Raw genomic sequence first — 16,510 nt, forward strand, 5'->3', positions numbered from 1 at the left:
GCCTACTGCAAACCAGCTATTAGGGAACGGCGTGGATTATAATTTTATGCCGACGATAAGACGGGTTCTTCTATTCGGAAGCCGCAACCCCGCCGCTCCTCTGCGCCCCGATGAGAGCGCGCGGATCCATACATGCTCGTCAGGATCGATGAGGCTCACAGATGGACGGCATCTGTCTCGTTGGCGACATAGGCAGGCGGCAAGCGCGCCCGGGCGGGCGTACCGGCGCTTACAATTCATCTCACCTGCCTCGGATCATCGCCGTTGCGACGTCGCCTGACTTTCATCTCTGAAGATCGATGTGTTGGCATAAAACAGTCCACTTATAAATCAATGTATATGGTGTGTATTCCTACGCGATGTGTATGACAGGGGCTAACGATCGCGCTCCTTGAGTTGACGGTGGAGCGCGCGTGCGCATCTCGAATTTTCGGGAAGCGGCTTCGCAATGGTTCTCAGAGCGAACTCTTTCCGTCGCAACTAAGCGAGATCATGGTGGCTCACAATTCTAAACGGCGCGTTGCGCTGATCACCGGCGTCACCGGGCAGGATGGCGCATATCTCGCCCAGCATTTGCTCGGTCTCGGCTACACCGTGCATGGGATCAAGCGCCGGTCGTCCTCCTTCAACACAGCGCGCGTCGATCATCTCTACAAGGACCGGCACGCCGGTGATGTGCCATTCCTAATGCACTATGGGGACATGACGGATTCGTCCAACCTGATCCGGCTCGTGCAGCAAATTCGGCCGACCGAGATCTATAACCTGGCCGCACAGAGCCACGTCCAGGTCAGTTTCGAGAGCCCGGAATACACCGCCAATGCCGACGCGATCGGTGTGCTGCGCCTGTTGGAAGCTATCCGCATCCTCGGCATGGAAAAGGAGACGCGCTTCTACCAAGCCTCGACCTCCGAGCTTTACGGCCTCGTGCAAGAGGTGCCGCAGAAGGAAACCACGCCATTTTACCCGCGTTCGCCCTATGGCGTCGCCAAGCTCTATGGCTACTGGATCACGGTGAACTACCGTGAGGCGTACGGTATGTTCGCGAGCAACGGCATCCTGTTCAACCACGAGAGTCCGATCCGCGGCGAGACTTTCGTGACCCGCAAGATCACCCGCGCCGTCGCCGGCATCGAGGTCGGCCTCGAGAACAAGCTCTATCTGGGAAATCTCGACGCCAAGCGCGACTGGGGCCATGCCGGCGACTACGTCGAAGGCATGCACAGGGTCCTGCAGGTCGACGAACCCGGAGACTTCGTGCTTGCGACCGGCCAGACGCGGTCCGTCCGCGAGTTCGTCGAGCTAGCGTTTGCCGAGGTCGGGCGCAGAATCGAATGGCGGGGCAAGGGCGCCGAGGAGATCGGCGTCGATAAGGCTTCTGGCAAGACCCTGGTACAGGTCGATCCGACCTATTTCCGTCCGACCGAGGTCGATCTCCTGATCGGGGACGCCAGCAAGGCGCGCGCGAAACTCGGCTGGACGCCGAAAACGTCGTTCTCGCAAATGGTGAAGGAAATGGTCGCCAGCGATCTCGTCCAAGCCAGACAGGACGCAGCAAATGGCAAGCGCGGCTTTTGAGCTGAAAGGCAAGACGGTTTTCGTCGGCGGCCATCGCGGCATGGTCGGCTCGGCGCTGATGCGCCGGCTCGCACGCGAGCAGGTCGATCTCTTGACGGTGTCGCGAAGCGAGGTTGACCTGCGTGACCAGGCCGCGGTGACTGCCTGGTTTGCAGCGAAGAGGCCGCAGGCCGTGTTCCTCGCCGCTGCCAAGGTCGGCGGCATCGTCGCAAACAACACGCTGCGCGCCGAGTTTCTCCACGACAACCTCGCAATATCGAGCAACGTGATCCAGGCGGCCCATGCCAACAGATGCGAGAAGCTGATGTTCTTCGGCTCCTCCTGCATCTATCCACGCCTGGCGCCGCAGCCGCTGCGAGAGGATTCGATGCTGACCGGCCCGCTGGAGCCGACCAACGAGCCCTATGCCATCGCCAAGATCGCGGGCATCAAGTTGGCCGAGGCCTATCGCAGCCAGTACGGCGCCGATTTCATCAGCGTGATGCCGACCAATCTATACGGCCCCGGCGACAATTATCACCCGGAATACAGCCACGTCATGGCCGCGCTGATCCGCCGCTTCCACGAGGCCAAGATTGCGGGCGGCAGCAACGTCGTGGTGTGGGGTACCGGCAAGCCGCGCCGCGAATTTCTCTACGTCGACGATCTCGCTGACGCCTGCATCCATTTGATGAAGACCTATTCCTCGCCAGAACCGGTCAATATCGGCACCGGCGAGGACATCAGCATCGCCGAGTTATCACTCATGGTTGCGGCCGCCGTCGGCTTTCGCGGTGAGATCAGCTTCGACACGTCGCGCCCAGACGGAACGCCGCGCAAGCTGCTCGATGTCAGTCGGCTGTCCGGGCTCGGCTGGCGCGCCACCACCTCGCTCAAGGAGGGCATTCAGCTGGCATACCGCGCGTTTCGCGCTGAGAGCGATCAACGGCACAAGTGTGATCGGCTTGTTCACGAAAAGGAAGCCTGCATCACGGATCAGAGCAACCCCACCAACGATCCGAATGGCAGGCCGAGCCATTCGCGATGATTGGTAGGTCCACCTTTTTATCAAGAGAGCACCAATTGTCTTTTGCCTCCTCCGCGACGTCGAGCTTGGTTCCGAAGCCGTGAATAACCGGCGCCGTTACGCCTGAGCAGCCAGCAGCGGACCACCGAAGTGTTCTTCGCCGAGCAGATGAGGCGCCCTGCTCCCGAAGATCTCGATGTCCCAGGAAACGTAAAACGGTCCTAGGCTCCTTCGCGCGCCACACGGAGCAAACCCAGATTGATTTGATGGGTCATTGCCTGGCCATCTCGGCGTGAGCAGCGCCGGTGAGGTCGAGCTTGGCGAGGTTCGCGCAGTCGGCGCTCGCGTCGTCACGGTGATCGGACGCGATCGCGACATAGAGCGCAGGAAGCACGAATAGCGTGATCAGAGTGCCAACAGACATGCCGGCGGCGAGGACGAGCCCGATCGAGAAGCGGCTCGCCGAGCCAGCTCCCGTTGCAGTCAACAAGGGCATGAAGCCCGTGACCATCGCCGCCGTGGTCATCAATATTGGGCGCAATCGGACCCGCGCCGCCATCTCTATAGCCGAGCGACGGTCAACTCTCTCCTTGAGCTGCAGCTCATTGGCGAACTCAACCATTAGGATGCCGTGCTTAGAAATCAACCCGACAAGTGTCAACAGTCCAACCTGGGTGTAGATGTTCATGGTCACCCAGCCAAAGAATGGCGGAATCAACGCGCCGACCATTGCCATCGGCACGCTGATCATGATGATGAGCGGATCGCGCAGACTTTCGAACTGCGCCGAAAGCACCAAGAATATGATGATGAGTGCAAATGCAAATGTAATGGCCAGTTGATTACCCTCTTGCACATACTGGCGCGCGTCGGCCAGGAAGTCGTGGCTGAAGCCTGCGGGCAGTTTCTTCGCCTCGGCTTCCAGGAAATCCACAGCCTGTTCGATCGTGACGCCGGGCATCGGCACTGCCTGAAAAGTCGCGCAGTTGAGCTGATTGTAGTGGGTGAGCGCGTTCGGATCGGTGGCGGTCTCGATGGAGACTACGGTAGACAACGGAAGCATTGAGCCTGTCGCGGTCTTTACGTAATAACTCCCGATTGCTTGCGGCACCAGGCGTTCCCCTCGGGGAACCTGCGGGATCACCTGGTAAGAGCGGCCCTGCAAATTGAAGCGGTTGACGTAGTTTCCCCCAAGTAAGGTGGCAAGCGCATTGCCGATAGTCTGCATGGTGATGCCAAGCTCGTTAGCCTTGGATCGATCAACCTTGATTCGTACCACCGGCTGGTTGAACTCGAGGTCGGAGTCGCTCACCATGAACAGCCCGCTCTTTCGCGCGGCATCCTTCAGCTTTGACATCTGCTCGTAGATGGATTGGAAGCCAAGGGTCGAATTGATCACCATCTGCACTGGTAGCCCGTCCGAACCGCCCGGAAGCGGAGGCAAGCTAAAGGCAAACGCGTTGATGCCTTCGATTTTTGACAGCTCGGCCTGGACAAGGGACTTTAGTACAATCGATGATCGCGTGCGGTCGTCCCACGGCTTGAGCAACATGCCCGCCAGGCCACTCTGCTGGCCGCTAACGCCATTGAGCACGAAGCTCAAGTCAGTCTCTGGAAATTTCTGTAACGCGTTTTCGAGCTTGTTGCCGTAATAGTCGAGGTAGTCGATATTTGCGTATTTCGGCGCCTTCATTAAAGCGAATACGATCCCTTGATCCTCCTCGGGGGCGAGTTCTTTGGAAGTGTGCATATAGAGAAAGCCGACGAGGCCCAGCATGGTTACCGCAAACAGCCCCGTAACCGGTCGATAGTCAAGCGAGCGATCGAGCTTGCGGCCGTACCACTGTGTCATGGCGCCGAACCCACGGTTCACAAATCTTGCAAACCGTCCCCCCTCGGCGCTCTTCAGGAGGAGCGAGCACATCATCGGCGATAGCGTCAAAGCGATCACGCCCGAAACGATCACCGCTCCCGCTAGCGTAAACGCGAACTCGCGGAACAGCGCACCGGTGAGCCCGCCCAGAAATCCGATTGGGGCATATACCGCAGCCAAAGTAATCGTCATGGAGACAACGGGGCCGACGATCTCGCGCGCGCCCGCTGTGGCAGCCTTTAGGGGCGTCGCACCTTCTTCTAAATGGCGGTGAATGTTCTCCACCACCACTATCGCGTCGTCGACCACGAGACCGATAGCCAGAACCATTGCAAGGAGGGTCAAGAGATTGAATGAAAACCCCAGCACCAGCATCATGCTGCAGACACCAACGAGCGACAACGGAATAGTGACGACAGGAATGATGACCGAGCGCAGCGAGGCCAGGAACAGGAAGATCACGACCACAACGACCACGACGGCCTCAATGAGCGTCTTCTCAACTTCATCGATCGATGATTGAATAAATTTGGTGGAGTCGTAGGCTACTTTCATCCTCAGTGAAGGCGGCAGGTTACGCTCGATTTCTGGAAACAGCCCTCGAACGCCTCGCGCTATGTTTAGAGGATTGCCTTGCGGGCTCGCCTGCACGCCGACAAAGACCGCGTGCTCGCCGTTCATCGCGACACTAATGTCAGTAGTCTGCGCGGCAAGCTCCACTACCGCAATGTCCTCCATGCGCACAAAGCCACCGTCATTGGCCTTCACGATCATGCGCTTGAAATCTTCGACACTCCGCAGATCCGTATTTGCCGTGACATCGGAGATAGTGAAATAGCCCTTGGTCTGGCCCGCCGCGGCCTGGAAGTTGTTGGCGGCGATTGCAGCCGAAACCTCAGCCGGCGACACGCCGTGCCCAGCCATTTTCGCAGTATCGAGCCATAGCCGCATCGCAAAACTCTGGCCGCCCAGAATGTCTGCCGCTGCAACGCCGTCGACCGTCGAGATAACCGGTTGCACGACGCGTGAGAGATAGTCGGAGATCGCACTTGCCGCCAGTTCCTCGCTGGAGAAGGCGATGTACATGACAGCAGTCTTCTGACCCGTCGACCTCGTGACGACTGGATCGTTTGATTCCTTCGGGATCAGGTATTTGACTGAGTTGACCTTGGAGAGCACCTCCGTGAGCGCTTCGTTGGGATCGAAATTGAGCTTAATGTAGACTTTGATGGTCGAAGTACCAAGCACAGACGAGGAACTAATGTAGTCAACGCCCTCGGCGGACGCGACTGCCTGCTCCAGGGGAGAGGTGATGAACCCCTGGATCATGTCGGCGGAAGCGCCAGGATAGGAAGTCGTGATATTGACAACCGTATTAGATAGCTTGGGATATTGCCGGATCGGCAGTACGGTGGCCGCGCGCAAGCCGATCAGCAAAATCAAAGAACTGACGACGATAGACAATACCGGACGTTTGATGAAAAGCTCGGTAAATGCCATATCGACCTATGTTTTCAAGAGTGGGATGCAAATTCGCCGCAACTTATAAAGCGGCAATGATCACCGATGCTGCGGCTGTGCTAGAGCCTCCGGTATGAGGGACGCGCCATCGGCTACTCTAAGAGCTCACGTGCTCGCGGATGCGGACGCCCTATCCTTCTCTTCCATGTTCGTCACTCGAGTGAATGTTGCTCCGCTGCTCTGATGGCTGATCCCCGTCTCGATGATGGGCACCTGCTATAAAGCCTCTGTCTTCTTAAGTGCAATCGGCCGAAGGTCCGAACTCTAGATGTTCGTCGCAACACCTGATCGGAACTCAACGAATTATAGCAAGGCAGCAGCTCAGGCTTCGCACTGACCCGCAAACCAAATGATCGAGGTTCGACGTCGAAAGTACAGACGACGTGACGGGTGCTCAACTCTACAAAGGTAAATGGGTGATATAGCCTGGGCTGTAAAGCACTATACCAAGGTTTGTCGAATTGATCGATGACCGCCGTAGAGCAAATCTCGTGATGTTGCCGGACACAAACTTTTAGGTCCCACAATATTCCGTACGCACCCGCGACTTATCGCTTCGCTAAGTCGCTGAACAAGGTCGCCTTGGAGTCGGCCCTTCGCCACCAGCTCGACGCGCCCTTCGGAGGTGCTTTGAGCATTTCTTGCTGCTCAATATGCTGCGCACGGTTTAGCCACGCATTGCGCTACCGAGTTCGCAACCCCAGTAGGACGTTGTCGATCAGCCGCGTTGAGCCAACGTAGGCTGCCGCACAAAGCGCCGCGGGGCGCCGCAGTGGACTATCGGCGGTTTTGAGCGTGTCACTGTCGACAAGTTCAAGATACTGCAGTCTGTCAACTGCCTCTAAATGCCGCTTGGCGACCGCAATCAGCTTTTCTACGTTGCGCTCTCCCGAGCGAAATTCGTCGAGCGCTGCGGATAGTCCACGATTGATCGCAAGGGCCCGCTGACGCTCTTCTTTGCTCAGATAGCGGTTGCGACTGCTCATTGCGAGCCCATCCTGTTCGCGAACGGTTGGTACAGTGACCATCTCGATCGGGAGATTGAGATCAATTACCATGCGACGCACGACTGCGCATTGCTGAAAATCCTTCTGCCCAAAAAACGCGACATCGGGCTGCACCATGTTGAACAACTTGCATACGACGGTCGCGACACCGCGAAAATGCCCAGGCCTGAAGACTCCGCACAGGGGTTTGGCGAGGTCGCCCGGTTCAACGAAGGTTTCGAAATGGCTCGTATAGACCTCCTGTGTCTCCGGCGCGAAGAGGATCGCAACACCGCCATCACGGCACAGTCCCTCATCACGTAAAAAGTCGCGCGGATAGCTACTGAGATCCTCGTTTGGTCCGAACTGAGTGGGGTTGACGAAGATGCTGACGACGGTGACGTCGCATTGCGCCTGGCTCGCCGCGATCAGCGCCATGTGGCCATCGTGGAGATAGCCCATTGTCGGCACCAATCCGACCCGTTGATCGGCACCGCGGGATTTTGCGAGAGTACGGCGAAGTTCAGCGACCCTCGTGATTGTTTGCATGTAGAGCTCTATATCAAGTTGGGTTGAACGGCGCCCAGTTGGTAATTGCTTCTTCGACGCCTTCGGGAAGCCTATAGGACTCTTGCGGTCCCGGGAATGCACCACCGCGGACATCCGCGGCCCAGCGCGAAAGCGCATCATGCAACTGCTGAAAGCCTTCTGCATAGGCGCGAACGAATTTGGGGCGATGACCTCCAGTGAGGCCCAGCACGTCGTGAAACACGAGCACCTGGCCTGAACAGTCCGGGCCGGCGCCGATCCCGATCGTCGGTATTGTCAAGGACTTGGTTGCTCGAGCAGCAAGCTCGGCCGGAATGCCCTCCAATACCAAAGCGAAACAGCCGGCCTCCTGCAGACGGTGAGCGTCATCGAGCAAACGCAACGCTTCATCCGCTTTCCGACCCTGCACTTTGAAGCCCCCCATGACGTTGACGCTCTGGGGCATAAGACCGAGATGACCCATCACAGGAATCTCGCAATCGACGAGGGCCTGTACCATCTCGATTCTCTTGCCACCGCCTTCGAGTTTCACCGCAGCTGCGCCTCGCTGCAGGAATCCGCCGGCGTTGCGTATGGTTTCCTCGACGCTGACGTGGAAGCTAAGAAATGGCATATCGGCGACGAGTAAAGCACGAGGCTTGCTGCGTACCACGGCTTCCAGATGATGGTTCATCATCGCAACGCTCACTGGAAGCGTATTTTCGAATCCAAGGCAAACGTTACCCACACTGTCGCCGACGAGAATGATGTCGACGGACGGATCCGCGATACGCGCCGCAACCGCGTCGTAGGCTGTCGTCATGACGAGACGCCGACCGTCCTGCTTCCACCGCTGCAGCATGGGAATTGTGATGCGATCGATCGGCTGCTCCGAAACGTGGCTCATTTGGACCTCAGTTCGATTTTGCGGTGCGAATGTGGCAAAGCTTGAACTTCGCTTAACTCGCCGACGATTTCGAAGTCATAGCTATCCACAGCGTTCGAAATGATCGAATATGTCGGGCGATCACTGGTTGCTGCGAAACGCAGGTGAACCTCTTCTTTGTGCTCATCCAAGAAGGACAAACAGCAAACAATGAGTTGGTCACGGGATTGGCAGATCCGCGCAACAGCGCCGTTGAGAGCACAGCAACGCGAGCGCCTGCGCTGAGAATGACATAGGTCGACATCCGCATCCCGGAGTTCTTGTTCCGGATGTTCACGAACTTCATTGGCGGAAGGGCCGCTGCGAGATAGGGGTGGATCGAGGGGTGATGGAACCGAGGTAATGAAGATTGCCTCCGTCACACGCTTCGCAGCGTATACTGTTCTCATTTGAAGAACGTTCAGCCTTCCGCACACACGGTACTTCCTACGGAGCGCGGAAGAAAATTGTCAACTTGCGGAAGAGAAAAAGAAATCAACGGCTCAAAAATGGCCCTCGGATGGATGAAAATCCTTTTGATTGCGCCATCATCGCCGGGAGACTTTCTTGGGTTGTCTGTTGGTTACGCGGGCGAGGGTCGGCTTCCGCCGATTCGCCGACCGGCTGCCGCCGTCGGCGACCGATCCGGTCTGCTCTAGAGCAGCTCATCGGCTGGATCGACGATGTACAGTGTAGAATTCCTTGAGGTCCGCCGAGGTGACGCAATACTGCGGCGTGACAAAGATCGTGTTTCCAAGCCAGCGCAGCACCAGATCTCGATCGCGAAATAGCCCCTGCGCCCCGCTTGCATTTCTTCCGAAAAATATAGAGCTCGGTGCCGATTTGCTCGAGGCCGAGGCGTTCGCATGCTTTGCGGGAAGCAGAGGTTCGTAGCAGGGTCCGTTGTCGGTCATGACCTGCTGACCTTGACGCCGACGCTTGTGGCGTCCCCGCCTTGAGGAGGGCCGCGGCGCAGCCCTGCCGCTCGCTCTTCATCTCTTTGCTGAAGGTATTTCGGGAGGCATCCTCGATTCAGACGTCGACATAATCCCGGCCAGGTTCTTCGCCGCGTACCCGCAGGCTGCTCTTTCGAGTCCGGCCACCATCGATCGATGGTCTACACGGTTGGACTTGCCCAGCTTTGTCGATAGCGATGTGTCAGCTCACCCGGACGTTCACGTTCATAGCGCCGCACCGGCTCGGCCGGGTCAAGCTGCGCAATCGGCGTGGCGCGGCCGTGGCACTCCGAGTTCGGCGCATGTGGCAGGCAGAGTTTGGCTTGGCGTTGAAAGAGCCTTGTAGAGCGATCACGCTCCATCGACGCCTGTCCTTGCGGAACGCTTGACCCACTTGGCGACGGTTTTAGCCGAAATATTGAATTGCAGCGCGGGTTGGCCTTTGTGAGGCCACTATGATCACGCTCGTCACCATGGCTTCCCGATCTTTCGGCGTCAGAGCCGCGTCCTTATGGGTGCCTATCGATCCTCCACGAGCGGGCTAAAGCTTCGCCAACTTCAGCTTCCTCGTTCACGAGAGGCTGGACAGCTTACCGAAAGCTCACACTAGTGGTCTCACAGACATGCTACCCGAACCGGCTGACACCCATGCGCCCCCTCTAAAAGCGCGCGTATGCGCGCAGCGATCTGCCGTGCTTCCTTCGGCCGCAGGTCGGGTTTTATGCAATCGAGTATGGCTAGCATTGCCTGAACTTCATCCATGTTCAATGTGGCGAGCTTGCGATCGGATAGTCCCAGAGACTGATCGGCGGCACGGACCTGATTGGCTACAAGCACCGCAAGCGCTTGCGACCGCAGGGACGTGATATGCCGCTCGAACATGTGCATTTTTGCCCTGTAGCTGCCCTACGGGCATGGTGTCGCAAGCGCTGGTGGCCAACCCGGTCACAAAGACTGGGGCTGGCCACCTTTGCTCCCATGAGGCTCAAATTCCCAAGGGCGACCTAGTCATATCTTCGAGAAGTAACGAACGGCACCTATCAAAATAGGTCGGTCCCATCTCATCGGCGACTCTCTAAGCTGGGTCTTTGCTTGAAGCAATTGGAGACACCAGCATGACCAGACACGTGGGCGCTCCTAGAAAACCGTGCATAAAACACAATGACAGGCCAACGCACATGACAGGCGCAAGGAATGTTGGCAGAGCAAGTCCAGACGAAGCGCGATAGAATCAGTCCATTGAGAAGATTATCCTAGACCTTGAAAGCCGCGACAGGGAGCACCGCATTGAAGAATCGACGACGCTGTCGGCATCGTCGTCGCCACACATGGCGGACACAATTGCATCAAGACAACAGCGGACCGGATTCAGCCAGGCAATCTCCTTTCCCTTCCTGAGTGTTGGCGAAGATTGATCGGAAGCAGTGCGGGCGCGACTCGGCGCCGCTTGGTTGCGCTGGAGCAGACGCTGTCCCTACCCCGCCCGCACTGCCAGTTGAACTTAGCAGAACTTGAATCAGCGCTTTTCCCCCATGCATAGATAGGGGCAGCGCTTTCGCTGCCACCCAGCTAACTGCTCCAAACTGAGCTTCAAGCGGCGCAAGAAGCTGATTGCTTGCAGAACGAGCAAAATCGGCAGAAGGAGAACTAACCCGCGAGTTGGAAGCATTGCGGGCGCGGCTCGGCGCCTGGGGGCATCATGAGGCACTATCCTGCCGCATCCGCAATGCAATGAGCTTAACGGAAGCGTGACTCGGCACATGGTGGTCCTTCAGCTCATGCGCTGTCCCTGCCACACCCCCGTTAAACCCAACGATTCTTTATCGGGGCTGGCTTACCGAAAGCTGACAGACCTGCACAATTTACAGAACGAAAGGCGACCCATGTGGGCGGGCCGCTTGCCGTTGGCAGCGATATCGCCGTTTACGCCTCAGATAACAGTCATTCGGCGCGCTTGCGATCAGCGGCACCCGCATTGGGACTACGCGCCGGATTGACACTCAGCCAATCCACTGCACGTTTGATGACTGATCGGCCGTATGACCTCACGCCCCCTGGCTCGTGGCCTCTTCGACCATGCAGGATTGGCCATTCGGATTGCGCATCAGTTGCTCTCGAATTTGAATACGTCGCGCCGCTTACCGGCTCGTGCTCCACGCTGGGTTCGCGTGGGGAGGACGATTGGGTTCCGATCTGTCAAAATGCTCAATGAGCTCGATCAGCCTATCTCCCAGTAAGGCGCGAAAACTAGACGCAATTAGCGAGTTCGAGAGAAAGCAGCGCGGATGCGACTCGGCGCCGATGTCCACCGGGGAGGTGGATAAATGCGCTATCTGCCGCATCCGCTTCGCCGGAACGCTAGTCAGCCTCGCGGATCACAAGGCTAACCCACCCGGCTTTCCCGTGAGGCCCGCCGCCTCAGGGTACAATGACTTTAGCGAGAGAGCGGCCTCGGGTGACCTACCAGCATTGGTAGTCATGCACAGCACGGCGGCGCAAATGGGCAAGCACACCACGTTGAACCACCTTGCATGAAGGCAGCACGCTTCGCGCCGGGTTCGGCGGTATCGGCCGCTCCGTAACGCGTTATCCAGAGCGTCTCTGCGTACAAGCACTGGAGCTCCCTCACTACACCGTGGCCTTTGTCGGGCCGATATAGCTCCCGGCGCTGTTCGCCATTCTGGCGAGCTTCTCGTTGCCCAGCGCCCCTACGCGCCCCTTGCTTTACGAGAGACCAAGGTGTGGCCACCACGGCTTGCGGCGGCGAGCCTTGGCTTCGAGGCGTTTGTCCCTCGGGCTAGCGTCTTCGGCAGGCTTCCTGCTATTTATGGAGCGCAGTTGCGCGATGAAGTTCGCGGCGAACAGCTCGATGTCAGGCAGAGCCTTTGATTTTTATAGAGAGGCGCAAGCGTCTGCATGCTTTCTTTCACTAAGCATCGGTCAATTCCTTCTCTCGCGAGCGACCAAACGGGTTCCCGTTCCCAAAAATGAAGCCACACGAGCAACGCCATGGCGGCTATGCGTGCCGCAATGCAGTCGCGCCTCTTTGCGTACAGTCAGCGCGTGGCTCCGAATTCCCGCAGGATCCTTCGATGGATCCCGAGAATTCGCGCGGCCTCAACCTGTGAGGCTGCGACGCCATCAGCGTTGATGTTATCTGTGCTCAGCATAGCTTTGAAATTCGCGTCTGCCGGTTCGTCAACGGCATGCCACCATTTTGCTTCGCCGAGACACGGCGGAACAACTCGCAACATTGGAAAGTGCGAATGTGCGGGATCGGCTGCGAAAATACGCGCGGAAGAGAAGTGCTGCCGCCCTCGTCGAGCGGCCTGCCATGATCTGTTCGGCGAGGACGATCGGAAAGGACCTTGTAGCTGCGCAATGCTCAGGTAGACTATCTGATTTGCGCGTTTGCCTCTTCGCTCTCGCCAAAAATCTCGACTCATCTGCGATATCTCGTACGCGCGGCAGAAGATCCGTCGCCTGCCGAACCGCAATGGGCGGCGTTTGGCGGCACCAGCATTCGGCCTCCTCTGCAGCTTAAGCGAGGTCAAGGAAGCTATGACCTATCGGATCTAAGAGGGCGCAAAAGACGTCGCTGATCGAGATCAGAGAAACCGTCCATGGTGAAAAGCGATCTCAGCGGCGCTCGGCATGGGCAGCCGCCTCGACTCATGCTGACGCTTGCCAAGGAACGTGTCCGTCCGCTTATGCAGCAGTTCGCGAAAGCATCTCAAGGTTCTGGCTGACAGCAATCGACGAGCAGGATCGGGCATGGCTCACCCGTTAGTGTGTCGAAGTATTCCGAGGCCCAGAAGGTCTAGAACTAGAGGGGAGGCAGCGCGGGCCGGGCCTCCGCGCTGTTCAAAGCTCTGAAACTACCAACTCCGCGCTGCCAGCGGAGTTAAATGACGTGTGACTCGGCGCTCGTCGGAGAGGCCCTTGGAAAGCGCTGTCCCTATCACATGCGCCACTAACTTCGCTCGCCAGCGTCGCGGTACTGCAACGCTGCCGCCTCGCACCCTTGGGGCGGCTGCCCCGGGGCGCCCTGCCTTTTATCGTCGAGACGTCCCGCAAGGCACCTGCCAGATTTGGTAGGTTGAGCTGTCTTACAAGGGAGAAACTGCAGCGTTGTGCCGTGCACTCCTGCCCCCGCGCCCGATCCTGAAGCCGCTTATCGCGAGGGGGCAATTATGAGCTTCTGGCTTGTGCACCGTAGCCACGCATCTGATTCCCGACTCCCGCATCATTGGAGCGCGCGTGAAAACACCGGCCATCTCACGGGAATATTGAAATGTCAGAACCTGAAGGCATTTCGCAGAATTCGCTACGTATGCGCGTCCTTCATCTGAGACAAAATTCGGCAGACGATCGTACCTGGCCATATGCTTATTGCGGTTGCGCCAATGCCGTATGAGAGTCTTTCTAAATGGATCTTCGAAACCGGTTCCACATGGCACCTGCCAGATTTGATGGGTAGGCTCCCCGTCACACGACGTTAGCCATCAGGAGTCGCAGCAACATGCGCACGAGGGTCGTGCGCCAGCGAAGGGGCATCGATTTCGTCAAAAGACGCAATATCCAGGCCATAGTCGAGCCATAGCAGTCTGTCTGATGTTTGCGAGAACGGCGAAGGCCATTTCCGCTCGCTGGGTAGACCTGCCTATGGACGGTTGAACCATCCACCGCCTCCTCGCTCAGGGTCTAGCTAAGGGCTCCAATCAGGCCGAACTTGGCGAATTCGACAGCTGGAATAGAGTCCTTTGGCGAGGCCCGGAGTTTCCACTTCGGTATTCGCTAGATGGAGAGGTTGTGCGCTTCCCAGCAGTATCAATTCCATTCACGCAAAGCCGTTCGCTCCTGTCTTTTTCTTCGCCTAGGCATCCGATTGCACGACGAGTTCATAGCGGCCGTTGCACTTAGTCATCATCCGAGCAGGATGCTCGAGATGATCAGTTCCCCCCACGTCGTCTTGTCGACTGACGCCAGCGTAGGTGCGTGCACCTCGTTGAGCTGCGCGATTGCCTAGAGGTTCGATCGTGCGGGAAGCCGATCTCAAATTTTCCTTGCAGGCGAAACCAGACAAGGCGATCTTACGCCTCGCGCGAGTACTTGCCCGTGTGGCCGCGAGGGAAGATCATGAAAGACAGCTCATCGAGCGAAGCGGGGAAAAGAGCGACGATCTATGCTCGATTCTCAACCGATCTCCAGAACGAGCGATCGATTGAGGATCAGCTTTCACTTTGTCAGAGCTATGCCGAGCGCGAAGGATTAATTGTTGTCAGTACCCATGAAGATCGGGCTCGTTCGGGCGGGTCTGTCATGGGCCGCGAAGGCCTTCTACAGATGTTGGACCAAGCGCGGGAGAGATCCTTTGACGTGGTGATCGTCGAAGCGCTCGATCGCCTCTCTCGCGACATGGAAGATCTGGCTGGCATTCATAAGCGGCTGTCATTTCTCGGGATCGAGATCCGGGCGGTCCACGAGGGCGTCGCTAACACCGTGCTGGTGGGCCTTCGCGGCTTGGTCGGACAACTTTATCGCGAGGACAATGCGCACAAAGTGCGTCGCGGCCAAGCGGGGCGGGTTAAGCAAGGTTTGGCTGGCGGGGGCCTGACGTACGGATACGCAGCGGTACCTGGAAGAAGTGGTGAACGAGTGGTTGTCGAGGCCGAGGCACAAGTGATCCGGCGCATCTTTCAGGAATACGTGGATGGTCGTACGCCTCGGGAAATCGCGCATGATCTCAATAACGAGGGGGTATCACCTCCGCGGGGGCGAGGCTGGAATGCGTCAACAATCAATGGCAATCATGAGAGGGGCGCCGGCATTCTGCTAAACGAACTTTATGTGGGGCGCCTTGTCTGGAACAAAGTCAGGATGGTGAAGGACCCCGACTCGGGAAAACGCCTGTCACGACCAAATCCGAAGAGTGACTGGCAGGTGGCTGAAGTGCCGCATCTTGCAATTGTCAATCCAGAGCTATTCACGGCTGCTCAGCAACGCAAGGAAGAGCGCGGTCACATCCACCCCAGCCACCAACGTCGGCCTCGTCGGATGCTATCCGGACTGCTCCGGTGCGGCTCATGCGGTTCGGGTATGGCAACTAATGGACGCGACAAGTCAGGCCGCATTCGTATTCGCTGCTCTGCGGCGAAAGAGAGCGGCACATGTTCTGATGCCAAGACCTTTTATTTAGATGCGGTCGAAAGTGCAGTCCTCAGCGGGCTCAGGGCCGAGCTGCGTGCACCGAAGGTTTTTTCGGAATACGTACGAACGTATCTGGAGGAGCGGAAGCGCCTCCTAGCTACATCACAGGCAAAGCGGCACCGCCTTGAGCAGCAGCTAGGGCAGTTGAGTCGAGAAATCGAACGACTGGTGGATGCGATCGCGAAGGGACATGGCGATCCGTCCGTGCTCGGGCCGCGATCGACTGCCTTAGATGCCGAACGAAAGCGGATATCTGAGGAGTTGCAAAGCGAACCACCCGCTCCGATCGAAATTGCGCTGCATCCGGCCATCCTCAAACGATATGAGGAGCAACTCGGTCGGCTTGAAGAAGCACTGGGTAAAGGTGTCAGTGCGGGCGACGGAGAGGCCGCAGAAGCCATTAGAGACTTGGTCGAGACGGTCACCGTGTTCCGCGAACCGGAACGCCCAGGTGGTTTAGCCGTCGAGATAGCAGGCCGACTAAACGCCCTGCTTGGCGAAAAGGCCTATCCAAATCAAGTCAAAGGAGTGTGGGGAAAGGTGGTAGCGGGGGAGGGACTCGAACCCCCGACCCCAGGATTATGATTCCCGTGCTCTAACCAGCTGAGCTACCCCGCCACAGGGATCGCGGCGGCGACTTGAGGCCGATCTCGCGAACGCGCGGCATATAAGGAAGGGGGCGGGGGTAAGTCAATCCGCCTTCGCTAAAGCTTCGGCGCGACAAGCCCGCTTCGGCCCGATTTCTCACCAGAATTTGCGATTTTTTACGGGGCCGGACTCGTGGATGGTGTCCCCCTCACCCGGAATCCGCGCGTTGCGCGGATTCCGGCCTCTCCCCAGCGGGGAGAGGCGAAGGGAAGCGCCCTTATTTCGGCCGCACATTGGGGTCGCCGCCGGGGCTGCCGGGGGGCGGGATCACCGGGGTGT

At 58.0% G+C, this 16,510-nt stretch carries 6 protein-coding genes, 1 tRNA gene and 1 pseudogene; 3 read left to right on the plus strand and 5 right to left on the minus strand.

The genetic code is table 11. The features are described 5' to 3' along the window. Positions 1-492 precede the first annotated feature (492 nt). Complete coding sequence (gene gmd, locus I6F12_RS25525; RefSeq protein WP_035999104.1) at positions 493-1,578, plus strand: GDP-mannose 4,6-dehydratase; 1,086 nt, start codon at positions 493-495, stop codon at positions 1,576-1,578. Next, positions 1,559-2,605: a GDP-L-fucose synthase gene (locus I6F12_RS25530; RefSeq protein ID WP_050991968.1), complete on the plus strand. Its 1,047-nt coding sequence runs from the start codon at positions 1,559-1,561 to the stop codon at positions 2,603-2,605. Before gmd ends, I6F12_RS25530 begins: the two co-directional genes overlap by 20 nt. A 250-nt stretch (positions 2,606-2,855) precedes the next feature. On the opposite strand, the gene I6F12_RS25535 is transcribed toward I6F12_RS25530, so the two are convergent. From I6F12_RS25535 to I6F12_RS25550, 4 genes and pseudogenes are all read right to left on the minus strand, one after another. Continuing rightward, the gene (locus I6F12_RS25535) at positions 2,856-5,957 is read right to left on the minus strand and encodes an efflux RND transporter permease subunit (protein ID WP_225157499.1); all 3,102 of its coding nucleotides are present in this window, start codon (positions 5,955-5,957) and stop codon (positions 2,856-2,858) included. 704 nt (positions 5,958-6,661) lie between these two features. After that, positions 6,662-7,513: a pantoate--beta-alanine ligase gene (panC, locus tag I6F12_RS25540; RefSeq protein WP_035999098.1), complete on the minus strand. Its 852-nt coding sequence runs from the start codon at positions 7,511-7,513 to the stop codon at positions 6,662-6,664. Positions 7,514-7,526: 13 nt separating this feature from the next. Further along, positions 7,527-8,399 carry a 3-methyl-2-oxobutanoate hydroxymethyltransferase gene (panB, locus tag I6F12_RS25545; protein WP_035999095.1) on the minus strand — a complete coding sequence of 291 codons (873 nt, stop codon included), beginning with the start codon at positions 8,397-8,399 and terminating at the stop codon, positions 7,527-7,529. A 161-nt stretch (positions 8,400-8,560) separates the two neighbouring features. After that, positions 8,561-8,742 (minus strand): annotated as a pseudogene (locus tag I6F12_RS25550) (aspartate 1-decarboxylase); the annotation flags it as partial. Positions 8,743-14,512: 5,770 nt separating this feature from the next. On the opposite strand from I6F12_RS25550, the gene I6F12_RS25555 reads away from it, so the two are divergent. Further along, positions 14,513-16,168, plus strand: coding sequence for a recombinase family protein (locus tag I6F12_RS25555; RefSeq protein ID WP_225157507.1), 1,656 nt, complete (start codon positions 14,513-14,515; stop codon positions 16,166-16,168). Here I6F12_RS25555 and I6F12_RS25560 read toward each other — a convergent pair. After that, positions 16,125-16,201, minus strand: a tRNA-Met gene (locus I6F12_RS25560). The two genes, I6F12_RS25555 and I6F12_RS25560, sit on opposite strands and share 44 nt — an antisense overlap. Between the last annotated feature and the right edge of the window lie 309 nt (positions 16,202-16,510).

The organism is Bradyrhizobium sp. IC4059, assembly GCF_020193615.1.
Taxonomy (GTDB): Bacteria; Pseudomonadota; Alphaproteobacteria; order Rhizobiales; family Xanthobacteraceae; genus Bradyrhizobium; species Bradyrhizobium yuanmingense.

Bases quoted from the DNA above. Each gene is read 5' to 3' on its own strand.
- gmd (WP_035999104.1), top strand. From the start codon at position 493: ATGGTGGCTCACAATTCTAAACGGCGCGTTGCGCTGATCACCGGCGTC.
- I6F12_RS25530 (WP_050991968.1), top strand. From the start codon at position 1,559: ATGGCAAGCGCGGCTTTTGAGCTGAAAGGCAAGACGGTTTTCGTCGGC.
- I6F12_RS25535 (WP_225157499.1), bottom strand. From the start codon at position 5,957: ATGGCATTTACCGAGCTTTTCATCAAACGTCCGGTATTGTCTATCGTC.
- panC (WP_035999098.1), bottom strand. From the start codon at position 7,513: ATGCAAACAATCACGAGGGTCGCTGAACTTCGCCGTACTCTCGCAAAA.
- panB (WP_035999095.1), bottom strand. From the start codon at position 8,399: ATGAGCCACGTTTCGGAGCAGCCGATCGATCGCATCACAATTCCCATG.
- I6F12_RS25555 (WP_225157507.1), top strand. From the start codon at position 14,513: ATGAAAGACAGCTCATCGAGCGAAGCGGGGAAAAGAGCGACGATCTAT.